Source organism: Streptomyces sp. NPDC053426 (assembly GCF_055585405.1).
On sequence record NZ_JBVJKE010000021.1, the window covers coordinates 44,616 to 68,468 of the forward strand.

General features: G+C 72.1%; 20 protein-coding genes and 2 tRNA genes. 5 read left to right on the forward strand and 17 right to left on the reverse strand.

Features of this window, described 5'->3' with window-relative positions:
* Positions 1–25: 25 nt before the first annotated feature.
* The 3 genes from ACZ62B_RS32820 to leuS all read right to left on the reverse strand — a co-directional run bounded on the left by ACZ62B_RS32820 (position 26) and on the right by leuS (position 4,754).
* On the reverse strand, positions 26–871 hold the full coding sequence (locus ACZ62B_RS32820; RefSeq protein ID WP_073931930.1) for a DegV family protein: 846 nt from the start codon (positions 869–871) through the stop codon (positions 26–28).
* 83 nt (positions 872–954) lie between these two features.
* Positions 955–1,671, reverse strand: a complete 717-nt coding sequence (locus ACZ62B_RS32825; protein ID WP_469693133.1) for a hypothetical protein — start codon at positions 1,669–1,671, stop codon at positions 955–957.
* A 206-nt stretch (positions 1,672–1,877) separates the two neighbouring features.
* Positions 1,878–4,754 (reverse strand): leucine--tRNA ligase, encoded by a 2,877-nt coding sequence (gene leuS / locus ACZ62B_RS32830; protein ID WP_344555394.1) that lies wholly within the window; start codon positions 4,752–4,754, stop codon positions 1,878–1,880.
* Positions 4,755–5,237: 483 nt separating this feature from the next.
* Here leuS and ACZ62B_RS32835 point away from each other — a divergent pair, with 483 nt between their 5' ends.
* Positions 5,238–6,554: a cytochrome b/b6 domain-containing protein gene (locus tag ACZ62B_RS32835; protein WP_469693136.1), complete on the forward strand. Its 1,317-nt coding sequence runs from the start codon at positions 5,238–5,240 to the stop codon at positions 6,552–6,554.
* A gap of 184 nt (positions 6,555–6,738) precedes the next feature.
* Positions 6,739–8,349, forward strand: coding sequence for an NADH-ubiquinone oxidoreductase-F iron-sulfur binding region domain-containing protein (locus ACZ62B_RS32840; protein WP_468725440.1), 1,611 nt, complete (start codon positions 6,739–6,741; stop codon positions 8,347–8,349).
* Between the two features lie 139 nt (positions 8,350–8,488).
* Here the strand turns inward: ACZ62B_RS32840 and ACZ62B_RS32845 are convergent.
* From ACZ62B_RS32845 to ACZ62B_RS32885, 9 genes are all read right to left on the reverse strand, one after another.
* Positions 8,489–8,561 (reverse strand) — tRNA-Ala (locus tag ACZ62B_RS32845).
* A 142-nt stretch (positions 8,562–8,703) separates the two neighbouring features.
* Complete coding sequence (locus ACZ62B_RS32850) at positions 8,704–8,937, reverse strand: hypothetical protein (RefSeq protein ID WP_019523121.1); 234 nt, start codon at positions 8,935–8,937, stop codon at positions 8,704–8,706.
* A gap of 3 nt (positions 8,938–8,940) precedes the next feature.
* On the reverse strand, positions 8,941–9,114 hold the full coding sequence (locus ACZ62B_RS32855; RefSeq protein ID WP_006136075.1) for a hypothetical protein: 174 nt from the start codon (positions 9,112–9,114) through the stop codon (positions 8,941–8,943).
* A gap of 202 nt (positions 9,115–9,316) precedes the next feature.
* Positions 9,317–9,389, reverse strand: a tRNA-Ala gene (locus tag ACZ62B_RS32860).
* A gap of 132 nt (positions 9,390–9,521) precedes the next feature.
* On the reverse strand, positions 9,522–10,190 hold the full coding sequence (locus ACZ62B_RS32865) for a histidine phosphatase family protein (RefSeq protein WP_344555388.1): 669 nt from the start codon (positions 10,188–10,190) through the stop codon (positions 9,522–9,524).
* Positions 10,187–10,633, reverse strand: a complete 447-nt coding sequence (gene rsfS / locus ACZ62B_RS32870) for a ribosome silencing factor (RefSeq protein WP_344555387.1) — start codon at positions 10,631–10,633, stop codon at positions 10,187–10,189. Before rsfS ends, ACZ62B_RS32865 begins: the two co-directional genes overlap by 4 nt.
* A gap of 94 nt (positions 10,634–10,727) precedes the next feature.
* On the reverse strand, positions 10,728–12,449 hold the full coding sequence (locus ACZ62B_RS32875; RefSeq protein WP_468878376.1) for a LytR C-terminal domain-containing protein: 1,722 nt from the start codon (positions 12,447–12,449) through the stop codon (positions 10,728–10,730).
* Positions 12,450–12,465: 16 nt separating this feature from the next.
* A complete protein-coding gene (nadD, locus tag ACZ62B_RS32880) occupies positions 12,466–13,104 on the reverse strand; it encodes a nicotinate-nucleotide adenylyltransferase (protein WP_073931922.1) in 639 nt (212 codons plus the stop codon).
* A gap of 61 nt (positions 13,105–13,165) precedes the next feature.
* Positions 13,166–13,330, reverse strand: a complete 165-nt coding sequence (locus ACZ62B_RS32885; protein ID WP_344555383.1) for a hypothetical protein — start codon at positions 13,328–13,330, stop codon at positions 13,166–13,168.
* A gap of 362 nt (positions 13,331–13,692) precedes the next feature.
* Between ACZ62B_RS32885 and ACZ62B_RS32890 the strand changes: the two genes are divergently transcribed.
* Positions 13,693–14,820 carry a M48 family metallopeptidase gene (locus tag ACZ62B_RS32890; RefSeq protein WP_469693140.1) on the forward strand — a complete coding sequence of 376 codons (1,128 nt, stop codon included), beginning with the start codon at positions 13,693–13,695 and terminating at the stop codon, positions 14,818–14,820.
* 153 nt (positions 14,821–14,973) lie between these two features.
* On the opposite strand, the gene ACZ62B_RS32895 is transcribed toward ACZ62B_RS32890, so the two are convergent.
* The 5 genes from ACZ62B_RS32895 to proB all read right to left on the reverse strand — a co-directional run bounded on the left by ACZ62B_RS32895 (position 14,974) and on the right by proB (position 20,016).
* The gene (locus tag ACZ62B_RS32895) at positions 14,974–16,047 is read right to left on the reverse strand and encodes an SCO2583 family membrane protein (RefSeq protein ID WP_344555379.1); all 1,074 of its coding nucleotides are present in this window, start codon (positions 16,045–16,047) and stop codon (positions 14,974–14,976) included.
* 86 nt (positions 16,048–16,133) lie between these two features.
* Entirely contained in the window at positions 16,134–16,697 is a 564-nt protein-coding gene (locus ACZ62B_RS32900; RefSeq protein WP_469693142.1) for an SCO2584 family spore wall biosynthesis protein, read from the reverse strand.
* Between the two features lie 99 nt (positions 16,698–16,796).
* Entirely contained in the window at positions 16,797–18,083 is a 1,287-nt protein-coding gene (locus tag ACZ62B_RS32905) for a glutamate-5-semialdehyde dehydrogenase (RefSeq protein WP_344555375.1), read from the reverse strand.
* 150 nt (positions 18,084–18,233) lie between these two features.
* Positions 18,234–18,701: a hypothetical protein gene (locus tag ACZ62B_RS32910; RefSeq protein ID WP_344555373.1), complete on the reverse strand. Its 468-nt coding sequence runs from the start codon at positions 18,699–18,701 to the stop codon at positions 18,234–18,236.
* 133 nt (positions 18,702–18,834) lie between these two features.
* Entirely contained in the window at positions 18,835–20,016 is a 1,182-nt protein-coding gene (gene proB / locus ACZ62B_RS32915) for a glutamate 5-kinase (protein WP_344555371.1), read from the reverse strand.
* Between the two features lie 191 nt (positions 20,017–20,207).
* On the opposite strand from proB, the gene ACZ62B_RS32920 reads away from it, so the two are divergent.
* Positions 20,208–21,641: a polysaccharide pyruvyl transferase family protein gene (locus tag ACZ62B_RS32920; RefSeq protein ID WP_344555369.1), complete on the forward strand. Its 1,434-nt coding sequence runs from the start codon at positions 20,208–20,210 to the stop codon at positions 21,639–21,641.
* 113 nt (positions 21,642–21,754) lie between these two features.
* Positions 21,755–23,806: a hypothetical protein gene (locus tag ACZ62B_RS32925; RefSeq protein WP_469693145.1), complete on the forward strand. Its 2,052-nt coding sequence runs from the start codon at positions 21,755–21,757 to the stop codon at positions 23,804–23,806.
* The last annotated feature ends 47 nt before the right edge of the window (positions 23,807–23,853 follow it).

Sequence of the window (23,853 nt, forward strand, 5' to 3'; positions counted from 1 at the left end):
CGTCACCCGTACGAGCACACCGGCCTCACCGGGCCGAGACCACGACCCCCAGCAGTCCGGGCCCCGTGTGCGCCCCGATCACCGCGCCCACCTCGCTGACGTGCAGGTCGGCCAGGCCCGGCAGCCGGGTCCGCAGCCGGTCGGCGAGGGCCGACGCGCGCTCCTGCGCGGCGAGGTGGTGGACGGCGACGTCGACCTCCGCCCCGCCCGCCCGCTCGGCCGCGATCTCCTCCAGGCGGGCGATCGCCTTCGACGCCGTACGCACCTTCTCCAGCGGTTCGATACGGCCGCCCGCGAGCTGCAGCAGCGGCTTGACCGCGAGGGCCGAGCCCAGCAGGGCCTGCGCGGCGCCGATCCGGCCGCCCCGGCGCAGATAGTCGAGCGTGTCGACGTAGAAGTAGGCGGACGTGTCCGCCGCCCGCTTCTCCGCGGCCGTGACCGCCTCGTCCACCGTGCCGCCCGCCTCCGCGGTCTCCGCCGCCGCCAGCGCGCAGAACCCGAGCGCCATCGCGATCATGCCGGTGTCCACCACCCGTACCGGCACCGGAGCCTGCCGGGCCGCGACGACCGCCGCGTCGTAGGTGCCGGAGAGCTCGGCGGAGAGGTGGAGGGAGACGATGCCGGTGGCGCCGGACTCGGCGACCCTGCGGTAGGTCTCGGCGAACACCTCGGGGCCGGGCCGCGAGGTCGTGACCGGGCGCCGCTTCTGCAAAGCCTGGGCGAGGGAGCGGGTGGAGATCTCGGTGCCCTCTTCGAGCGCGCGGTCGCCCAGGACCACGGTCAGGGGTACCGCCGTGATGCGGTGCCGCTCCATCGTCCGGGCCGGCAGGTAGGCCGTTGAATCGGTGACGATCGCGACATGGCGGGACATGAGCTGGAGGTTACCTGCCGTGGTGCCCGTGCGGCAGCCCGGCCTCGCGGGGCGGGTCCGACGGTGGCCGGATCAGGGGGTGCTCACGTGGTGCTCTCGGGGCGGGGCTTCTTCTGCCAGGAGTAGGTGGGACGCGGTGCCGGCGGGGTGATGGCGGGCCGGGTGGTCCGCTGTTCCGGTTCCTTCGCCGGGGCGGGCTCCGGGGCGTCGGCGGCGGGGGTCTCGGGCCAGGGCGGGGGTGCCGGGTGCTGCTCCGTGGTGGTCCAGTGGCGCAGGGCCCCGGCCTCCATGTCGATCTGTTCGCTCAGCGAGTCCAGGTCGTCGGAGGCGAACCGGCGGGCGCGGTCGCGGGCCGCCCAGCGCAGGGAGTCCGCGGCGCTCGTGATGCGCTCGGTGCGCTCGCGCAGCTCGGGCAGCCGGGCGGTGAGGGTGGTGCGGTCCGGTTCGGACTCCAGGCGCCTGAGTTCGCCGTCCAGTTCGTGGCCGTGCGCGCTGAGCCGCTGGAAGAGGCCGAGGGACTCCTTGAGGGACTCGTCCTCGGCGACGGCGGCCTCCAGGGCGTCCTGGGTGGCCCGCATGGAGGTGCGCAGCCCCAGCCGGAGCTGGGCGATCTCGCCGGCCGGGCCGGGCTGCGCGAAGGCCTTGGCCCGCAGGGTGTGGTCCTCGACCGTGCGGCGGGCCTGGGTGATGTGGCGGTCCGCGCTGCGCTTGGCGGCGCCGACGACCTTCACCGTGGCGTAGGCGCCGAGCACGACGAAGAGCACGAAGAGCAGGGCGACCACTGCGAACACCGCTTCCACGAAGCTCCTCCTCCGGACCCCTCTGGCCTGTCCCGGCGCGCTTCGCGCCGCTCTTCAACGGTAAACGCAGCGGGCAGGCCCGGAGTTCCTGAAGAACCCCGAACCTGCCCGTAGGGGACCACCCGGACCACCCGGATCACCCGGACCACCGGGCGCCCTGAGGCCCGTCCGGCGGATCACACCGGACGGACCCCGGAACGCTCACCTCACGCCGGGACGATGTTCACCAGCTTCGGCGCCCTGACGATCACCTTGCGGATCCCGGCCCCGTCCAGCGCCGCGACGACCCGCTCGTCGGCCAGCGCGACCTTCTCCAGCTCGTCCTCGGCGATGCCCGGGGACACCTCCAGCCGCGCCTTGACCTTGCCCTTGATCTGCACGACACAGGTCACGGTCTCGTCCACCACGTACGCCGGGTCGGCCACCGGGAAGTCCCGGTGCACCACCGAGTCCGTGTGCCCCAGCCTGCGCCACAGCTCCTCGGCGATGTGCGGGGCCAGCGGGGCGACCAGCAGCACCAGGGACTCCGCGACGGGGCGCGGCAGCGCGCCGCCCCGCTTGGTCAGGTGGTTGTTCAGCTCGGTGACCTTGGCGATGGCGGTGTTGAAGCGCATGCCCTCCAGGTCGCCGCGCACGCCGTCGATCGCCTTGTGCAGGGCGCGCAGGGTGTCCTCGTCGACGTCGTCGGTGTCGACGACGGTGACCTCGCCGCTCGCCTCGTCGACGATGTTGCGCCACAGCCGCTGCAGCAGCCGGAACTGGCCGACCACCGCGCGGGTGTCCCACGGCCGGGAGACGTCCAGCGGGCCCATGGCCATCTCGTACAGGCGCAGCGTGTCGGCCCCGTACTCGGCGCAGATCTCGTCCGGGGTGACGGCGTTCTTCAGGGACTTGCCCATCTTGCCCAGCAGCCGGGAGACCCGCTCGCCCTGGTACCAGTAGCCGCCGTCGTGCTCCTCCACCTCGGCGGCCGGTACGGCGATGCCCCGGCTGTCGCGGTAGACGTAGGCCTGGATCATGCCCTGGTTGAACAGCTTGTGGAACGGCTCCGCCGACGACACGTGCCCCAGGTCGAACAGCACCTTGGACCAGAAGCGGGCGTACAGCAGGTGCAGCACGGCGTGTTCGGCGCCGCCGACGTACAGGTCGACGCCGCCGTGCGGCATGCCCTCGCGCGGGCCCATCCAGTACTGCTCGATGGCCGGGTCGACCAGCTTCTCGCTGTTGTGCGGATCCAGGTAGCGCAGCTCGTACCAGCAGGAACCGGCCCAGTTGGGCATGGTGTTGGTCTCGCGGCGGTACTTCTTCGGCCCGTCGCCCAGGTCCAGGGTGACGTTGACCCAGTCCTCGTTGCGCGACAGCGGCGTCTCGGGCCGGGTGTCGGCGTCGTCCGGGTCGAAGGTGCGCGGGCTGTAGTCCTCGACCTCGGGCAGCTCCAGCGGCAGCATCGACTCGGGCAGGGCGTGGGCGACGCCGTCCTCGTCGTAGACGATCGGGAAGGGCTCGCCCCAGTAGCGCTGCCGGCTGAACAGCCAGTCGCGCAGGCGGAAGTTGACGGTGCCCTCGCCGTGGCCCGACCGCTCCAGCCACTCGATGATGCGCGCCTTGGCCTCGGCGACGCCCAGGCCGTCCAGGGAGACCTCGTCGTTCGACGAGTCGATGATCTTCGCGTCGTACGAGGAGAAGGCGTTCTCCCACGTGGAGGTGTCCGTGCCGCGGCCGTCGGTCGGCTCGACGATGCAGCGGACGGGCAGCTCGAAGGCGCGCGCGAACTCGAAGTCGCGCTGGTCGCCCGCCGGGACGGCCATGATCGCGCCGGTGCCGTAGCCCATCAGGACGTAGTCGGCGATGAAGACGGGCACCTGCTCGCCGTTGACCGGGTTGGTGGCGTACGCGCCGATGAAGACGCCGGTCTTGTCCTTGGCCTCGGCCTGCCGCTCGACGTCGGACTTGGAGGCGGCCTGCGCGCGGTAGGCGGCGACGGCCTCCGCGGGCGTGGCGTGCCCGCCGGTCCACACCTCGTGGGTGCCCTCGGGCCACTCCTGGGGCGTGAACTTCTCGACCAGCGGGTGCTCGGGCGCCAGCACCATGTAGGTGGCGCCGAACAGGGTGTCGGGGCGGGTGGTGAAGACGGTGATGCTCTCGCCGTCGATCGGGAAGCCGACGCGGGCGCCCTCGGAGCGGCCGATCCAGTTGCGCTGCTGCAGCTTGATGGCCTCGGGCCAGTCCAGGGCGTCCAGGTCGTCAAGCAGGCGGTCGGCGTAGGCGGTGATGCGCATGTTCCACTGGCGCAGCTTGGCCTTGAAGACGGGGAAGTTGCCGCGCTCGGAGCGGCCCTCGGCGGTGACCTCCTCGTTGGCCAGCACGGTGCCCAGGCCGGGGCACCAGTTGACCGGCGCGTCGGAGGCGTAGGCCAGGCGGTACTCGCCCAGGACGTCGGCGCGCTCGGCCTCGGTCAGCTCGCTCCAGGAGCGGTCGCCGGGGACGGCGCGCTCACCGGACTCGAACTTCTCGACCAGCTCGGAGATCGGGCGGGCCCGCTTCGCCTCGTCGTCGTACCAGGAGTCGAAGATCTGCAGGAAGATCCACTGGGTCCACTTGTAGTACTCCGGGTCGATCGTGGCGAACGACCGGCGCTTGTCGTGGCCCAGGCCCAGCCGGCGCAGCTGGGACTTCATGTTCTCCATGTTGGCCTCGGTCGACACGCGCGGGTGCGTGCCGGTCTGCACCGCGTACTGCTCGGCGGGCAGGCCGAAGGCGTCGAAGCCCAGGGTGTGCAGGACGTTGTGCCCGGTCATGCGCTGGAAGCGGGCGAAGACGTCGGTGGCGATGTAGCCCAGCGGGTGTCCGACGTGCAGTCCCGCACCGGAGGGGTACGGGAACATGTCCATGATGAACTTCTTGGGCCTGGCGGCCGTCTCCGGATCGCCCGACAGGTCGCCGCTCGGGTTGGGCGCGGCGTAGGTGCCGTCGGCGTCCCAGAAGTCCTGCCAGCGTGCCTCGATCTCGGCCGCCAGGGCGGCCGTGTAGCGGTGCGGCGCGGCCTCCGCGGCTGCGGTGGCAGCGGGGTTCGTCTCGCTCATGATCCTCAATGCTCCATCGATCGTCTCTGCCTGCTGCTGCGAACTTCCCGGAAATGAAAAATCCCCTCGCACAGGAGGGGACGCCGCGCCGATTCCGACCTGCCGGTCATCGGCGGTCGGGACTGATCAGCGCGGCTCGCTAAGCAGAAGGCGTACGGCACGCATGGCGCCAGGGTACCGCAGCCACCGATCCGGCCGCGACGCGCTTCCACGACACGCTGACCCAAGGTCAAGGGTTACTTCGCGTAACGACCGCTAAGGGACATCGCAACGGCCTCATTGTCTTTTGATAACAGCGCAATAACTCAAACCCCGTACTCATCGGTATGACGACCCTTAGAGTGCGGCAGCGGGACCGCTTTACCGAACCTTCGGAGTTGCCCCCATGAACTCTCACCCAGACAGCAGCCCACCCCCCGCTCGGGGCCGGTCGGCTGCGGCTCCGTCGTGCCCGCTCCGCGTCGGAACGCCGGGAGGCAGGCCGTGAGGCCGGACGACAGCACGGCGGACGACTGGCTCGCCGAGTTCCTCAGCTTCGGTGTGGGCGTCCTGTCCCTGGTCTGCCTGAGCTGCTCGGTGATCTGGGGACTCGTCGCCCAGGACCGCATCCTGCTCGGCCCCCGTCAGCGGATCCTGGCGCAGGCGGTGCACCGGACGACCGCGGTCGCCTCGATCGTCTTCCTGCTGGTGCACATCGGCATCAAGCTGGGCCAGGAGCACACCACGTGGATCGCCGCGGTGATCCCCTTCGGACTGCTCCTCACCGACGACGAGGCCGTCACCGGCAGGGCCTTCCTCATCGGGCTCGGCACCCTCGCCGGCATGCTGATGATCTTCGTGGGCATCACCGGTGTGCTGCGCAACCGCTTCGCCTCCCCGGCACCGGTCGCGGCCCGCTGGCGGGCGATGCACATGCTGGCCTATCCGGCCTGGTGCGCCGCGCTGGTGCACGGCCTCTACGCGGGTCGAGCGGCGAAGCCGATCTTCACGATCCTCTACGGGCTGTCCATGGTCGGCGTCATGGCGGCCCTCGCCGTGCGCGCCTCCCCGCCCCGTGTGAAGCGCAGAATCTCCGACCGGCTCACCGCGCTGCTCGGCGCAGCCGACCGGCAGCGGGCCCGTGAGGAGCAGTTGGAGGAGAGCAGGTCCCGGGCGGCCGGGTCCTCCCTGCCGGGATACGGCGGCGGGCGCGGCTCCGCGCGGGGCGACGGGCGTCCGCGCGAGGACGGCGACCGGCGGGGCGAGAGCCCGCGCGGCGGGCGCCCGCTGTACGAGACCGCCGAGCGCGTGCCCGCCCCGGAACCGGCGAACGGCTTCGCGGCGGCCTACCGCGCGGTGTCGGCGCCCGGCCGGCCGCCGGTCGGACAGACCCCCCTCACCGACGCGACCTCCCGCATGGAACTGCCGCTGGACATGCAGCCCACGGAGGCCATCCCGCGCGTGGACGGCCCCTCCAGCACCTCGGGCAACTGGCCGATCCCGTCCCCGCCGCCGGTCGGCGAGGCCCCGCCGTCGGCGTACGACCCGCTCCAGGACACCGGGTACAACATCCCGGCCTATGACAATTCGGCCGCCTCCGGCTTCGGTTCGAGTGATGTGTACGACACCGGTGAGACGAACGGCCTCTACGGCACGTACAACCCGAGTGACACGTACAACAGCGGTCCCGCCCCCGCACCGAACCCCGGAGCGTCGTCGTCCTACGACTTCGACGCACCGGGTTCGGGCGAATCCTGGAACACGACGAACACGACGAACACGGCGAACACACCGAACACGCCGTCCGGAGGTTTCAATTGAGCCCTCCCCCCACCACAGCAATGGAAGAGTTGCGCGTGCTTGGTCCTCGCGACACACGGCAGTCGGCCCGCCCGGCCAAGCGGTCCGCCTGTCGCCCCCGGGGTGAGACCCCGTTTCCCGCCCTGCCACGCAGGAGCCCGATCCCTCTCCCGGCCGAAGCCGGAGGCACCCTCGGAGGTCGCTGGTGAACGAGGCCCTGCCCGACGTACCCGAAGTCCGCGTGGTCGGCCTTCCCCAGCTCACGTCGGGCTTCGACCTTGTCGACCGGCTCGATCTGCCCATGCACCTCAAGGTGCACGGGCCGCTCGAGCCCCTGGGCGGTGAGCAGCTCGCACAGCTCGCCGAACGCATCAACCTCAGGGGCCGCGGCGGCGCGGGGTTCCCCTTCCACAAGAAGCTGCGCTCGGTCGCCGAATCGGCGATCAAGCGCGGCGTGCGGCCGGTCGTCGTCGTCAACGGCAGCGAGGACGAGCCGGCCTGCCGCAAGGACACGGTGCTGATCAACCGTGCCCCGCACCTCATCCTGGACGGCGCGCTGCTGTGCGCCGAGGCCATGGGTGCCCGCACGCTCGTGGTGGGGGTCACCCGGGAGTCCACCCAGCGCTCCATGGAGGCCGCGCTCGCCGAACGCGGCCTGAACAACGGCCGCCGCTCCGCGCTGCGCGCCCGCGTGCAGCGCAACCCGGTCCGCATGGTCACGGGCGCGGCGGCCTCCCTGATCCGCTCGATCGACGGCGGCCCGGCGATCCCGCCGGGCCGCAAGACCAGCGCCTCGAAGAGCGGCGTCGGCGGCGCGCCCACGCTGCTGTCCAACGCCGAGACCTTCGCCCAGCTCGCCATCGCCGCCCGCATCGGACCGGAGCGCTACGGCAACACCGGCCTGTACGACGAACCGGGCACCGTGATGCTCACGGTGTCGGGGGCGGTGGCCCGCCCGATGGTGATCGAGGCACCGACGGGTGTGCCGCTGCGCTACATCCTCCAGCTCGCCGGGGCTCCCCCGGTGCCGCAGGGGGTGCTGACGGGCGGCTACCACGGCAAGTGGATCGACGCGGCGACCGTCAACGAGGCGATCGTCTCCCGCAACTCCCTGGACGCCGTGGGCGGTGCGCTCGGCGCCGGGGCGATCCTGCCGATCAGTCAGGAGACCTGTCCGCTGGGCGAGTCGCTGCGGGTCGCCCAGTGGCTGGCGGAGGAGAGCGCCGGCCAGTGCGGCCCCTGCTACCTGGGGCTGCCTGCCGCCGCGCGGGGCCTGGAGGACATCCTGGGCGGCGGCGGTCCCGCCGCTCTGGAGGCGGTCAAGCAGGTCGCCAGGAACGTGAAGCGGCGCGGGGCGTGTTCGCACCCGGACGGCTCCGCGATGTTCCTGGAGTCGACCATCAAGGCGTTCACCGACGACCTCGCCGCCCATGTCCTCGGCAACGGCTGCGGACGGCCCGTGGCGGGCGTCCTGCCGCTCTTCGAGGGAGGCAGGGCCCCTACGGGCATCCCGGGCGGCGGAGGCGAGGAGAACGGGCCCAGCCGTCAGAAGATCTACGTCGACTGGACGCTGTGCCGGGGCCACGGCCTGTGCGCGGACATCCTCCCGGAGGTGTTCCAGCTCGGCGCGGACGGCTTCCCGACGGTGGCTCAGGCGCAGGTGCCGCGTTTCGCGGAGGCGAAGGCGCTGCGGGCGGTGCGCCGCTGCCCGGCGCTGGCCCTGCGCATCGAGGACGAGTCGCCCCAGGCGAAGGCGCCGTCCCGCAATCTGCCGGTGCTGTCGCAGGGGCGCGGCCGGCGCGCCCTGGGCCGCTGAGACGGGTCCCGGACCGCCGCGGCGGTCCGGGACGACCGGAGAAGACCGGGACGGCCGGCGTAGTCCCGGACAACCAGCGAGGTCTGGAACAACCAGCGAGGGCGGACCATCCGTTCGGATGGTCCGCCCTCGACTTCTGTGGAGCTAAGGAGAATTGAACTCCTGACCTCCTGCATGCCATGCAGGCGCTCTACCAACTGAGCTATAGCCCCTTGCTTTCACGCGGCGGAGCCGCATGTTGTCCGCGTCGCCCGGTTTCCCCGGCGGCGACGCCAACTTTACACGGTCGACCCGGTCCAACACCAAATCGGTTTCGCTTCGCTCGCCTATGTCCTGAATCACCCCCACCGGGGGTCACGCGGTCACGAACGAATAGAAGCGCTTGAGCGTGCAGTGCTCCTCCAGGAGCCGGCCGTAGATCGGCTCCCCCTCGAGTTCGCGGTAGGTCTCGATGGGGTCGCCTTTTATGATCAGCGCCCGCGCGCATTCCTCGCACCAGTACTGGTAATCGGGGTTGAGCGGCTCCATGTCCCGGACGATCGGCGTCCCGCTGCCGCACCAGTCGCACTTCCGCCTGTGTGCACCCATCGGTCAGCTCCAGCTGTGGCCGCAGGCCGTGCACACGTAGGAGATCCCGCCGTTGTCGCCGAGCACCTGGGCGACGTGCGCGGAGCCGCAGGAAGGGCAGCTGAGGCGGGTAGAGGTCCGTCGCGTCGACACCGCTCCGAGGAGGTGGTCGACCTCCTCGAGGATGCTCGCAGGCATCACAACTCCCTCCCGTCGGGCCGCGCCCCCTTCCGGCCGTTTGATTCTGCCACGACCGGGCCGACACGGTCAGCGACGCCGTGGTACCGGTCGGGACACGGCTCGACGCCTCGCAGAGGTATACGCCCGCGAGAGCCGTCCTGCTCAACGGCGGACAACAAAAGATCCCGCCTCCCTGGAGGGAGGCGGGATCTTCGTCATGTGGAGCTAAGGAGAATTGAACTCCTGACCTCCTGCATGCCATGCAGGCGCTCTACCAACTGAGCTATAGCCCCTGGTTGCCACGTGACGCGGCTTCCTGGTGTTCTCTCCCGCTCGGCGGGGCGAACAAGAAGAACTCTAGCCTGTGACCTGCCGGAAAGTGAAATCCGGGTCCCGGGGCGTCCCGGGGCCGGATCGAAGCACTCTCAGTCGTCGTCGCCGAGCACCGGTTCCGGCAGGGTGCCGGCGTTGTGCTCGAGCAGCCGCCAGCCGCGGGCGCCCTCGCCGAGGACGGACCAGCAGCAGTTGGTGAGACCGCCCAGGCTCTCCCAGTTGTGCGGGTCGAGTCCGAGCAGCCGGCCGATGGTGGTGCGGATGGTGCCGCCGTGGCTGACCACGACGAGCGTGCCGTCCTGCGGGAGCTTGTCGACGTGCCGCAGCACCACGGGGGCGGCGCGGTCGGCGACCTCGGTCTCCAGTTCGCCCCCGCCCCGGCGGACCGGCTCACCGCGCTTCCACGCGGTGTACTCGTCGCCGTACCTGGCGATGATCTCGTCGTGCGTCAGGCCCTGCCAGACGCCCGCGTAGGTCTCCCGCAGGGCCTCGTCGAGGGTGACGTCCAGGCCGGTGAGCGCGGCGAGCTCGGCGGCGGTGGCCGCGGCCCGCCTCAGGTCGGAGGCGACGATCGCGTCGGGCTTGAGCCCCGCGAGGAGGCGGGCGGACCGGCGGGCCTGGGCGACGCCGGTCTCGGTGAGGTCCACGTCCGTGGAGCCCTGGAAGCGGCGCTCCACGTTCCAGGACGTCTGGCCGTGCCGCCACAGGATGACGCGGCGGCCCCGGCGCGCGGACCCGCTCACCTCACCGGTGGCGCTCACCGCCAGTCACCGCCGGGCTGCGCCGCCTCCTCGGCCTCCTGGAGCTTCGCGTGCTCGGCGGCCTTGCCGCGGGTGGCCTTGGCGTCCTCGGGCAGCTCCAGCTCGGGGCAGTCCTTCCACAGCCGCTCCAGGGCGTAGAAGACGCGCTCCTCGCTGTGCTGGACGTGGACGACGATGTCGACGTAGTCGAGCAGCACCCAGCGGGCCTCGCGGTCGCCCTCGCGGCGGACCGGCTTGGCGCCGAGCTCCTTGTTGAGCCGCTCCTCGATCTCGTCGACGATCGACTTGACCTGGCGGTCGTTGGGCGCGGAGGCCAGCAGGAAGGCGTCGGTGATGGACAGCACGTCACTGACGTCGTAGGCGACGATGTCGTGCGCGAGCTTGTCGGCGGCCGCCTGGGCGGCGGTGGTGACGAGCTCGATGGAACGGTCGGTTGCGGTCACTGCGAGGCTTTCGGTCGGTGGACACTTGCTGTCAAGGGTCTCACGGACCGCCGGGCGCACCCTCCGTAATGACGAGGGGTGCGCCCGGAGCGCGCTACGAGCCGGGGTCGTAGTCCTGGCCGAGGACGACCGAGACGCGGGCGTTCGCGGAGACCTCGCCCTTGGTGACGGAGCCGGCGGGCAGCCCCAGGGTCTTGGCGACCTCGGTGGCGTTCTCCTTCTCGGCGGCGTCGGCGTAGACCACCTTCGAGGAGGTCTCGGCGGTGCCGGAGGTACCCGCGTCCCGGAAGGTGAAGCCGCCGTTGAGGAGCACCACGCGGGCCTTCTCGGTGTGGCCCTTCACCCCGGTGGCGTTGCGCACGGAGACGCTGACGGCGGCGTCCGGGTCGGGGCTCTTGGCGGTGCCGCCGAGGACCTCCTTGACGACGTTGTCGCTCGCCTCCGCGGTGAGCGTGCCGTCGTCCTGCACGGGCAGCAGCGCGCTCTTGTGGTCGCCGCCCTTGGCGCGGTCGGAGAGCCGGGCGAGGAAGGAGCCGAGGTCCTTGTCGGTGAGCGGCGGCTCGATGATCTGCCCGAGGGTCTGGATGGTGGTCGTGGCGGCGTCCGGGTCGGAGGTCAGCTTGCGCAGGACGCCGTGCAGGACCTGTCCGAACCGCTCCAGCTGGGCGTTCTGGGCCTCGCCGGAGCCGCGGTGGGTGGCGTAGGCGACGGCCATCTTGCCGCTGAGGGTCTGGTCCTTCCCCTTCTTGACCAGGGGTGCCTCGCCCTTCTTCTCGGCGTCCGGGTCGGGCACGTCGGTGTCGGTGTCGATCTCGATGTTGCCGACGAGGTCGACGAGGGTGAGCAGGAAGGGGGTGTCCAGCCGCCAGGTGCCCTCGATGTCGGTGCCGAGGACGGTGTCCAGGGCGGTCCTGGTGCCTTCGGAGCCGTCGTCCTCGACCGACTTGGCGAGCGTGGTGGTGGTGCCGTCGTCGGCGGTCAGGGTGAGGGAGTTGGGCAGCAGCACGGTGGTGCCCTGCTCGGTGGTGGTGTTGTCGACGAGCAGGGCGGTGGCGGTGCCGCCTTCGGTGGTGTCGTGCAGGTGTACGACGATGACGTCCCGCTTCTGCGCGCCCGCGGCCGTCGTGGTGCCCGTGCCGGAACCGGAGTCGGACAGGCCCGGCAGCTTCCCGGCGTACCAGAGGTAGCCGATGCCACCGGCCGCGACCAGGGCGAAGACCACGACGAGGGCGATGATCCGGCTGCGGGCACGGCGCTTGGCCTCCTCCCGGCGCTCGGTGCGGTTCTCCGTGAACTTCATCCAGTCGATGACGTCCTCGGAGTCGCCGTCGGGCTCCTCGACGAAGGCGAACTGCTCGGTGCGGTACTCCGGCGCGGGCCCGTCGGGGCCCTGCTCGTCGTCGGCCGGGCCGGGCTGCTGCGGGATGTGCGCGGTCTGCTCGGTGACGCGGGGCTGCTGCCCGGTGTGCGCGGACTGCGCGGACTGCCCGTAGGGGTCGTACGGGGCGCCCTGGCCGCCCTGGCCGCCCTGCTGGGTGCCGTAGGGGGCGTAGGAGTCGTAGGACGGCGCCTGCGGCTGCTGCGGGGCCCCGGTCCCGGTCCCGTAGGGGTCGTACGAGGGCTGCTGGTGTCCGCCCGTCTGGTACGGGTCGTAGCCGTATCCCTGCTGCTGGTAACCGTCGTACTGCTGGGCCTGCCGGCCCTGCTGGTCCGTGGCCTGGCGGTAGACAGGCCGGCCGTACTCGTCGTAGCCGACGAGCTCGTACGGGGCGCCGCCCCCGTCGGCCCCGTATCCCGCGTCGTATCGGTCGTTCACCGGTGCCCCTCTCGGCTCACTCGCCGCGGTACAGCTCGCGCTTGTCGATGTAGCGCACGACTCCGTCCGGCACCAGGTACCAGACGGGTTCTCCCTTGGCGACCCTCGCACGGCAGTCCGTGGAGGAGATGGCGAGGGCGGGGACCTCGACGAGCGAGACACCGCCCTCGGGCAGGCCCGCGTCGGTCAGGTGGTGGCCGGGCCGGGTCACGCCGATGAAGTGCGCCAGGGAGAACAGTTCCTCGCTGTCGCGCCAGGTGAGGATCTGGGCGAGGGCGTCGGCGCCGGTGATGAAGAACAGGTCGCTGTCCGGGTTGAGCGCGCGCAGGTCGCGCAGGGTGTCCGTGGTGTAGGTGGGGCCGCCGCGGTCGATGTCGATGCGGCTCACCGAGAACTGCGGGTTCTCGGCGGTCGCGATGACCGTCATCAGATAGCGGTCCTCGGCGGCGGACACCGCGCGGTGGCTCTTCTGCCACGGCTGGCCGGTGGGGACGAACACCACCTCGTCGAGGCGGAACTGCGCGGCGACCTCACTGGCCGCCACCAGGTGCCCGTGGTGGATCGGGTCGAAGGTGCCGCCCATCACGCCGAGACGGCGCCTGCCCTGCCGTGCCGGGCCGCTGCCGGGGCCGGTAGGCATGTCCTGCTCTCCCATGCGTGCAGACCCTACCGGCCCGGCCTGAACATCCCGTCCGCCAGGGCGGCCGGCGGGAGGCTCAGCGGTCGCGGTTGAAGCGGGTGGTGATCCACAGCAGGAGCAGCAGGACGAACAGGGCGCCGCCGCCGGTGACGTAGGGGCTGAGGCTCTCGTGGTTGCCGCTGTGCTCTCCGCCCTCGGCGGCAAGGGTGGCGAACTGGGCAGCGGTGCTGTGGATGCTCATCTTCGGCAGGACCTATCGCGTGTGGGCGGGATAAAGACGTCGGCTCATCGTATGCGGGCGCCTCCGCGCCGATCACGCCGACTCCGCCGTTGCGGGCCCGGTGGCGGGCGGAAGGAACCTTCCCCGCCGCTCAGTCGTCCTTCCGGCTGTAGCCGCGCAACAGGAACCACGCGGTGAGCGCACAGCCCACCACCATCACGATCAGAAGCACCCGGAGCACGATCCCCGCACCTCCTCGGCCGTCCCGTCCGTCCGTCACTGCCCGTCCACGGTAACTCCGCCTAGGCTGGGCTCCGCCTCGGGGGAGCGAAGGGCCGTACAAGGGTCCGCGAAGGGTCACTCAGACGCACATGGGGGATGACATGTCCGACGGCCATCAGCACAACGGGCACGAGAGCGTGCCGAGCAGGCAGCGCAGGCGCTTCCCCGGGATCTCCACGCGGGCGTACGAGCATCCGGCGGACCGTTCCGCGCTGGTGGCGCTGCGCAAGCTGACCGGTTTCGACACGGTCTTCAAGGCACTGAGCGGCCTGCTGCCCGAGCGCAGTCTGCGGCTGCTGTTCCTGTCCGACTCGGTGCGGGTCTCGGACCGGCAGTTCGCGCATCTCAACGACATGCTGCGGGACGCCTGCTACATCCTGGACCTGGAGAAGGTCCCGCCGATGTACGTCAAGCAGGACCCGAATCCGAACGCGATGTGCATCGGCCTGGACGAGCCGATCATCGTGGTGACCACGGGTCTGGTGGAGCTGCTCGACGAGGAGGAGATGCGGGCGGTCGTCGGGCACGAGGTCGGACACGCGCTGTCCGGGCACTCGGTGTACCGGACGATCCTGCTGTTCCTGACGTCGCTGGCGGTCCGGGTCGCGTGGATCCCGCTCGGCAATGTCGCGATCATGGCGATCGTGACGGCGCTGCGGGAGTGGTTCCGCAAGTCGGAGCTGTCCGCGGACCGCGCGGGGCTGCTGGTCGGACAGGACCTCCAGGCCTCGATGCGCGGCCTGATGAAGATCGCGGGCGGCAACCACCTGCACGAGATGAACGTGGACGCGTTCCTGGAGCAGGCCGAGGAGTACGAGGCCGGGGGCGACCTGCGCGACTCCGTGCTGAAGATCCTCAACGTGCTGCCCCGCTCGCACCCGTTCACCACGGTGCGGGCGGCCGAGCTGAAGAAGTGGGCGGCCACCCGCGACCACCAGCGGATCATGGACGGCCACTACCCGCGCCGCGACGAGGACAAGGACGCCTCGGTACGGGACTCCTGGCGGGAGTCGGCGAGCAGCTACGCGGACGAGGTGCGCACCTCCAAGGACCCGCTGATGAAGCTGGTCAGCGACATCGCGGGCGGCGCGGGGGACCTGGGCGGCCGGGTCCGCCGCGGCTTCGGCGGCTTCACGTCCTCGGAGCCGAGGCCGCCGAAGCAGGGGCCCCAGGATCCGGGTACGCAGTCGGGCACGGAGGACGACGCGCCGCCGCGCGACGGCGCGTAGGCCCGCCCGGCCGCGGGCCGACGGGCCACGGCGGTCGGCGCCCCGCCACTGACGACGCCGATCGCCCCCGCCGCCCTTACCCGTCCCGGGGGCGCCGCCCCCGGACCCCCGCTCCTCAAACGCCGGAGGGGCTGAATTTCAGCCGCACCGCGCTCACAGCTTCGGCTGGGCGCCCGGCGCGAGGGTGCCGCACAGGGCCGGGGCGCTGCCCGCGGCGTACGGGTCGGTGCCGGCGGGGGCGGCCTCCTTCGCGGTCTGGCCCGCCAGCAGTGGGCGCAGCCGGGCGGCGGAGTCCTCGGCGCAGGAGAGCGGGCCGGCCTGGACCTGGGCGACGACGAGTTCCGCCTGGTGCAGGCGCAGGTCGTCGCGGTCGAAGCGGAAGTGCAGTTCGCGCCGGACGGTGAACAGGGACGCCTCGGCGTCCGGGCCCGTGCCGGCCGGGCGCAGCGCGTAGACGAACGTGTGGTCCGTGGTGACCTCGAGGGTGGAGGAGTCGGCCTCGGTGGCCTGCATGGTGCCCCGGACCCGGATCTCGCGGTCGGCCAGCCGCACGCGGGCGGGGTCGAAGCGGACCAGCCAGCCGGTGGGCGCGTGCCGTCCGTCGGCGGTGGGCCGGTCGAAGCTCTGGTCGAACTGGTCGAGCTGCCCGGGGTCGAGCAGCGCCCGTACGGGCCGGGTCTCGCCGCCGGTGAGCACGCCCGGGTCGAGGGCGGACCGCACGAGGTAGTCCTTGGCGGTGAGCAGCGCGGTCACCACCTGGCCGTCGGAGAAGTGGGCGGTGCGCCGGGACGCCGGGAGCGGCACCCCCTCGGCGCCGGGCCGGAACTGCGCCGCCGGACTGTGCGTGTACAGCCGTTCGACGTCGGCGGTGCCGGGGACCTCGCCCCGCGGGGCGAGCGGGACGACGGTCATCCGCAGCGGCTCGGCGGGTTCGTCGGCGGCGGGGTTGCGGTAGGGGTGGCGCAGGCCCATGTAGACGGCGGTGCCGAAGGCCACGGCGATCAGCATGACCAGGACCAGCGCCTGCCGGGACAGGCCGCCGCGGCTGCGCGGCGGGCGGCGGCGCACGGCGGGCGCGTGGTCGGTGATGCGCTGCTCGGCGGAGTACTCCTGGAGCCGGGCAGCACGGACGAAGGACTCGTCGAAGACGACGGACCTGTACTCGTCCTCGCCACCTGAGGGGGCTCCCTCGGGCGTCCCCTCGGGTGGGTCCGAAGGCCCTCCCATATCTTCAGGGTAGGTCCGGGAAGGTCCCGGTAAACGCCCGGCCGGGCGCAAGTTCTGACAGGTTCCCACCAGGCCGGCGGCCGGTCTCAGGGGCCGCCGCGCGGGATCACCGGGACGGCCGGCTGGGAGTAGTCGGCCGACGCGGAGGGCGCCGCCGCACCGCCCTGCTCCACGCCGGTGGTGGGCGGCGGGGCCGGGTCCTGGCGGCCCCCGGAGGTGCCCCGGTAGACGGCCGAGAAGGCGAGCGCGACCATGCCGATGCCCATCACCAGGGCGAGCATCCAGGCGACGGGACGGTGCCAGCGCACCTGCCTGCCGTACGGGCCCGGGGAGCCGTAGTCGTCCTCCAGGACGTCCTCGTCGTCGTCCGGGTCGTCGTAGCCGGAACGGCCCCGGTAGCCGCCGTACCCGTCGTCGTACCGATCGCCGCGCGTGCGGGCCCGGTGGGCCTCGGCCTCGGAGGCCTCGGCTCTGGCCTGCGCGGCGGCCAGGAGGCGTTCGACGGCGGTCGGCTCGTGGATCTCGGCCGCCCGTACGAAGGCCTCGTCGAAGACCACGGAGGCGAACTCTTCGTCCGACACCCCGCGGTCGTGGTCGTCGTCGGGCTCCCAGCCGTCAGGGAACGGCGTGCCCCCCACGTCCTCCGGCACAGACCCAGAGTAGACCTGGGGGGTCATTTTGGGCAGACGGTATGGAAATTCATCCGTCTGCTGAGACGGTCCCGCCGCCGCTCGCCCTCCGTGCGCGGGTCAGCGCCGTACGTGACCGTCGCCGGTGACGATGTACTTCGTGCTGGTCAGCTCGGGCAGGCCCATCGGCCCCCGGGCGTGCAGCTTCTGCGTCGAGATGCCAATCTCCGCGCCGAAGCCGAACTGGCCGCCGTCGGTGAACCGGGTGGAGGCGTTCACCGCGACCGTGGTGGAGTCCACCAGCTGGGTGAAGCGGCGGGCGGCCTGCTGCGAGGTGGTGACGATGGCCTCGGTGTGGCCGGAGGTCCACAGCCGGATGTGCTCGACGGCCCGGTCGAGGGAGTCGACGACGGCGGCGGCGATGTCGTGGGAGAGGTACTCGGTCTCCCAGTCCTCCGTGGTGGCCTCCACGACGGTGGCGCGGGAGTCCTTGGCGTACGCCATCACGCGTTCGTCGGCGTGCACGGTCACCCCGGCGTCGGCGAGGGCGTCCAGGGCGCGCGGCAGGAACTCGGCGGCGATGTCCTGGTGGACCAGGAGGGTCTCGGCGGCGTTGCAGACGCCGACCCGCTGGGCCTTGGAGTTGACCAGGATGTCGACGGCCGTGTCGAGGTCGGCCGCCGCGTCGACGTAGACGTGGCAGTTGCCGGTGCCGGTCTCGATGACCGGGACGACCGACTCCTGGACGACCGTGTTGATCAGGGAGGCGCCGCCGCGCGGGATGAGCACGTCGACCAGGCCGCGGGCGCGCATCAGCTCGCGCACGCTGTCGCGGCTCTCGCCGGGCACGAGCTGGACGGCGTCGGCGGGCAGGCCCGCGCCGTGCACGGCGTCGCGCAGGACGCGTACGAGTGCGGTGTTCGACCGGTAGGCGGAGGACGAGCCGCGCAGCAGGACCGCGTTGCCGGACTTCAGGCAGAGGGCGGCGGCGTCGACCGTGACGTTCGGGCGGCCCTCGTAGATGATCCCGACGACGCCGAGGGGCACCCGGACCTGGCGCAGGTCGATGCCGTTGGGCAGCGTGGAGCCGCGGACGACCTCGCCGACCGGGTCGGGCAGCGCGGCCACGTCCCGCACGTCGGCGGCGATCGCGCGCACCCGCTCGGGGGTGAGGGTGAGCCGGTCGATCATGCCCTCGCTGACGCCGGCCTCGCGGGCCCTGGCCACGTCCTGGGCGTTGGCCTCGACGATTTCACTCGTACGGACTTCCAGCGCGTCGGCGATGGCGAGCAGCGCGTCGTCCTTGGCCGCCCGCGGCAGTGGCGCGAGGGTGGCGGCGGCCCCCTTGGCCCGGTAGGCGGCCTGGCCGACCGGGGACATCGAGTCGTACGGCGAGAGCGTGGTCATGGGGGAAGGGTAGTGCGCCGGGCGCCGCGTCCGGCTGTTGTTCCAGCTCCCGAGACGGAACCCCCTTGCGCCCGAACCGGCGCCGCTCTCGCGGATGTGGTCGCTCGCCGTGGGGGTGGCCCGGTCGACGGCCGGGGTCCGCGGTCGTCCTCAGAACGGATGGACGCCGGCGGGGGTCGCCAGGGCCGGCCCGTAGCCCGCCGCGACGCGCTGGTGGTAGGTGGCCCGGTCGATGACCTCCAGGCCGACGATCTCCCAGGGCGGCAGGCCGGCGGTCCGGCGGTGTTCGCCCCACAGGCGCAGCGCCACGGCGGCCGCGTCGTGCAGGTCGCGGGCCTCCTCCCAGTAGCGGATCTCCGCGTGGTCGTCGGCGTAGCGGCTGGTCAGCAGGAAGGGGTGGTCGTGGGCGAGCTGTTCCAGCGCCCGCCGGACCTCCGTGACCGGGGCCGGCCGGCCGGAGACGCTGAGGGTGACGTGCCACAGGCGCGGCAGGTCCCGGGGTTCGCCGCCGCCCTGGAACCGGTCACCGGCCGCGACGCTGCTCAGGGCGCGCTCGTCGCCGGCCGCACGGGAGCCGGCACCGCGGGACGACGTCGTCCCCGGGCGCACTCGTCTCACGACGGCCTCCTTCACGCGCGGACCCACCCGGTGGTCGGGCGGATGTGTCCTCGCAACAAAGTTGAGCAGGCCGCCGGGGCTCGCGGGGCACTTTTGCGGAACGTCCACCACCGAGGGCGGACGTTTCGGCGCATTACGGATGCAGGACCACCAGATCGTCCCTGTGTACGACCTCCCGTTCGTACTCCGGCCCGAGATCCCGGGCGAGTTCGTGGGTCGAGCGGCCGATCAGGAGGGGGATCTCCTTGGCGTCGAAGTTGACCAGCCCCCGGGCCACCGCCCGCCCCTCGCCGTCCCGCAGCTCCACCGGGTCGCCCGCGCTGAACTCGCCCTCGACGCCCGCGATCCCGGCCGGCAGCAGCGACTTGCGGCCCTGGACGACGGCGCGGACCGCGCCGTCGTCCAGGGTGAGCGAGCCCTGCGGGGTGGAGGCGTGCTGGAGCCACAGCAGCCGGTCGGCGGAGCGACGCCCCGTGGGGTGGAAGTAGGTGCCGGTGTCGCCGCCGGTGAGGGCGTCCGCGGCGTGGACCGCGCTGGTCAGCACCACCTGGATGCCGGCGGCGGCGGCGATCGAGGCGGCCTCGATCTTGGTGACCATGCCGCCGGTGCCGACGCCCGCCTTGCCGGCGCTGCCGATCTCGACGTGGGCGAGGTCCTCGGGGCCCCTGACCTCGGCGACGCGGGAGGTGCCGGGGCGGCTGGGGTCGCCGTCGTAGACGCCGTCCACGTCGGAGAGCAGGACCAGCAGGTCGGCGTGGACCAGGTGGGCGACGAGGGCGGCGAGCCGGTCGTTGTCGCCGAAGCGGATCTCGTCGGTGGCGACGGTGTCGTTCTCGTTGACGATCGGGAACGCGCCCATCGCCAGCAGCTTGTCGAGGGTGCGGGAGGCGTTGCGGTGGTGGGCGCGGCGGCTCATGTCGTCGCTGGTCAGCAGCACCTGGCCGACGCGGACGCCGTAGCGGGCGAAGGAGGCGGTGTAGCGGGCGACCAGCAGCCCCTGGCCGACGCTGGCGGCGGCCTGCTGCCGGGCCAGGTCCCGGGGGCGGCGGCGCAGGCCCAGCGGGGCCAGCCCCGCGGCGATGGCGCCGGAGGAGACGAGGACGATCTCCCGTTCCCCACCGCCCACCCGTCTCCCACCACCACCCTCAACCGAGGCCCTGCGGGCCACCCCCTGGTTTCGCACCTTCGCCAGCACGTCGACGAGCGCGTCCACGCGGTCCGCGTCCAGACCGCCCGCCGCGGTGGTCAGCGACGAGGAGCCGACCTTGACGACGATCCTGCGTGCCTCGCCCACGGCCTGCCTTGCCCCTGCCACCTTGCCCGCCCGTCCCTCACGTCGTCCGATCACCCGTCAGGCAATCTACGCGAAGCGGATCGCCCGGCGCTCGGCCGTTCCAGCCTCCGGACACGCGCACCGTGACCGTTCACTCACGCACCGCGCCGAGTGAAAAGGTTGCGCCGGGCACCCATAGAAATCAAACATTCCGCAAACGTATTTTGAATGGTGTGTCACACAACGTTCGCCGCACGAAACGCATCCTCCTCAGATCGGGGAAGAGCCCCTACGACGTCCTGTCCGTGGAGGAGGCCCTCCACCGTGACGTCATCGCCACCAACTCCGGCAACCTGATCTTCAGCGATGCCGCGCACAAGATCCTCGAGACGCCCCGCACCGAGGTGGTCTCGAACGAGATGCGGACCGAGGTGGCCGCGGCGGCGCGCATCAACGAGGAGTACGACGCCTTCGTCGTCCCGCTCGCAAACGCCTTCCGTCCGTCCTTCGAGCCGGGCCTGAAGCGGCTCACGCGGCTGATCGGCCGGCTGAGGATCCCCGTGGTCGTCCTCGGGGTCGGCGCGCAGACCGGGCTGAGCTACAACCCGGACCGGCTGAAGCCGATGGAGCCGTCCGTGCGCGCCTTCGTCTCCGCGGTGCTCGACCACAGCGCCTCGATCGGTGTGCGGGGCGAGTTCACCGAGAAGTACCTCAAGGACATGGGTTTCCGCGACGTCGAGGTGATCGGCTGCCCGTCGCTGTTCATGTACGGCAAGGAACTCGTCGTACAGAAGCGGACGCAGGCGCTGACCGCCGACTCGCGCATAGCGATCAACGGCTCGCACAGCGCCGTGCGCAGGCTCGGCATGGGCCGGATCATCTCGCGCACCCACTCCCGCTACCCGAACCTGCGGTTCATAGGCCAGAACCTCAGCGACGCCAGGCAGTTGCACTGGCGGGACCTGTCCGACCCGAACGGGAAGGTCACGGCGATGCCGACGCATCCCGACCACCCGATGTACCGGGAGGACAAGGCCCGCGTCTACGTCGACCCGGTCACCTGGATCGACGACCTGCGGGACTTCGACTACTCCTTCGGCTCCCGCATCCACGGCAACATCGCCGCGCTGCTGGCCGGTACGCCCGCGACCGTGCTGTGCGCGGACTCGCGGACACTGGAGCTGTGCCGCTACTTCGAGATCCCGCACCGCCGGATCGACAAGCTGCCCGAGGACGTCGACCCGGCGCGGCTGTACGAGGAGACGGACCTCGGCGCGCTGACGGGCAACCACCACGAGCGGTTCGAGCGGTTCACGGCGTTCCTGGACCGCAACGGCCTGGAGAACACCTTCTCGCACGGCGACGGCGGCGCGGCCTTCGAGAAGAAGCTGCGCTCGCTGGACTTCCCGGCGGGCGTGCGCCCCTGGATCGACACCGACCTCGCCTCCCTCGCCTCCCGCATGGGCTGGCTGAACAACCGGGTGGGCGAACTGACCCAGGAGAACACCCGGTTGCGGCGGGACCTGGACCGGGCGAAGTCCGGTGCGCGCGGGTACGCGGCCGGTCCGGCGACCGCGTCGGTGTACCGCCGGGCCCGCCGCGCGGTGGGCGCCCCCCTGCGCCGGGCGCTTCAGGGAGGCCGGAACCAGGGCTCCGGGAGGCCATAGCACCCCGGTCACTCCATTGGTCACTCCATACGACGAGGACACCCGCGTGTCGTCCGGAGGTGGGCGCGCGTTAACCCGGGCGCCCGTCCTGCGTCGACCCTGGAGTGACCGCAGTGCCCGAACCCTCGTCCCCCCGGCGGCGGACCGCCGCCCAGTTGCTCGTCCTCGCCGCCGTGTCGGCCGCCTTCGCCGCGCAGGCCGTCGCCGCGCTGCGCCCCCATGTGCCGCTGCTGCTCGTCTCGACCGCCGTGTCCCTCGCGGTCGAGGGCGTGCTGTACCGGTGGCAGCCCGGCATGGTGTCGCTGTTCGCCAAGTCGCACGCGGACGTCACCGTCCGCCATGTGCTGCGCGATCTGCTGCTGGTGGTGGGCCTGCTGCGGCTCGGCGAGCAGCACCGGGAGACGCAGTACGCCCCGCTGGTCGCCGGGCTGCTCGCCTTCTACGCGCTGCACTGCGCGGTCCAGGCGGTGTCCGTGCTGGTCCGCCGCACCCGCACGCTGCCGGTGCTGACCCGCAACATCGACGCCTCGGCGCTGCGCCTGTCCCCCGCGCCGGCCGCGCTGCTGCGCCGCCCCGGTCACCGGCTGCTGGTGTTCGGCCTGCCGGCCACGGCCGGGCTGACGGCGACGGCGGTCACCGACGACGCCCGGTACGCGGCGGCCGGTGTCGCGCTGGCGCTGCTGCTCACGGCCGGGGGCCTGTGCGCGCTGCTGCTGCGGCTGCTGCCGGGGCGGCGTCCGGCGGGCGAGCAGGAGGTGCTCGACTGGTTCGACGCGTGGCTGGCCGAGTACCGGCCGACGGTCGGCCTGTACTTCTCCGGCGGCCCGTCCTCCGCCTACCAGGCCAACATGTGGCTGGAGCCGCTGGCCGGGCTCGGCGGGCGGCCGGTGATCGTGCTGCGGGAGCGGTTCATGGTGCAGAGGATCGCGGCGACCGACATCCCGGTCGTGTGCCTGCCGAAGGTGTCCACGCTGATGCGTCTGGAGCAGTCCACGCTCCAGGTGCTCATCCACCCGTCGAACTCCGGGAAGACCTCGCAGGTGCTGCGGATCCCCACGATCCTGCACACCTTCGTCAACCACGGGGAGAGCGACAAGCTGTCGTCCTGCAACCCGTACGCGAAGGCGTACGACGAGGTGTGGGTGGCCGGTCCGGCGGCGCGTGAGCGGTACGCGCTGGCCGAGGTGGGGGTCGAGGACAAGGACGTGGTGGAGATCGGCCGCCCGCAGCTGGACGCCGTACGCCCGTACGCGGGTCCGCCCACGGGTGCGTACACGACCGTGCTGTACGCGCCGACCTGGGAGGGCTGGGACGGCAACCCGGGCAACACGTCGGTGGTCGCGGCCGGTGAGAACCTGGTGCGGGCGCTGCTCGCCGACCCGGGGGTGCGGCTGCTGTACAAGCCGCATCCGCTGACCGGCTCGGTGGATCCGCGGGCGGGCGCCGCCGACCGGCGCGTGCGGGAGCTGATCCGGGCGGCGAACCGGCAGCGGTCCGGGGCGCGTCCCGCGCCGTCGGGGGAACTGGCCCGGCGCACCGCGGAGCTGGACCGGCTCACCAAGGCGGTGTTCCGGGCGGGCGCCGACCAGGTCGAGCGGATGCTGGCGCAGTCCGCGCCGGAGCCGGGCCGGGCGCGGGCGGTGGCGCGGGCGACGGCGGCCTGGGAGGAGGCGTACTGGGCGTCGCTGCCGGAGTGGGAGCACCAGGTCGTCACGGACGCCCGGCCCGAGCTGTACTCCTGCTTCGACGTCGCCGACCTGCTGATCAGCGATGTGTCGAGCGTGATCAGCGACTTCCTGGTGAGTGAGAAGCCGTACGCGGTGGCGAACACCAGCGGGCTGCCCGAGGAGGCGTTCCGTGCGGCGTTCCCGACGGTGGCGGCGGCGACGGTGCTGACGCCGGACGCGGCCGGGGTGCCGGCGCTGCTGGAGTCGGTCCGCGCCCCGGAGAAGGACGAGCTGGCCCCGGCCCGCGCGGAGTTGAAACTCCGCCTGCTGGGCCCGGCCGACCCGACGTCCCAGCGGCGCTTCGCCGCGGCCGTCCAGGCACTGTGCGCGGCGGCGCAGGCCCATCGCACCCGTGCGACCCGCCGTCTCACCGCGGAACTCCCCGGTCAGCGCCACCAGACCACCGGCGCGCCGGCACACTCATCCCGCCCCGCGTAACACCACGGCCGTAGCACAGGGGGGTTTTCTCGCCCCCGCCGCCCCTT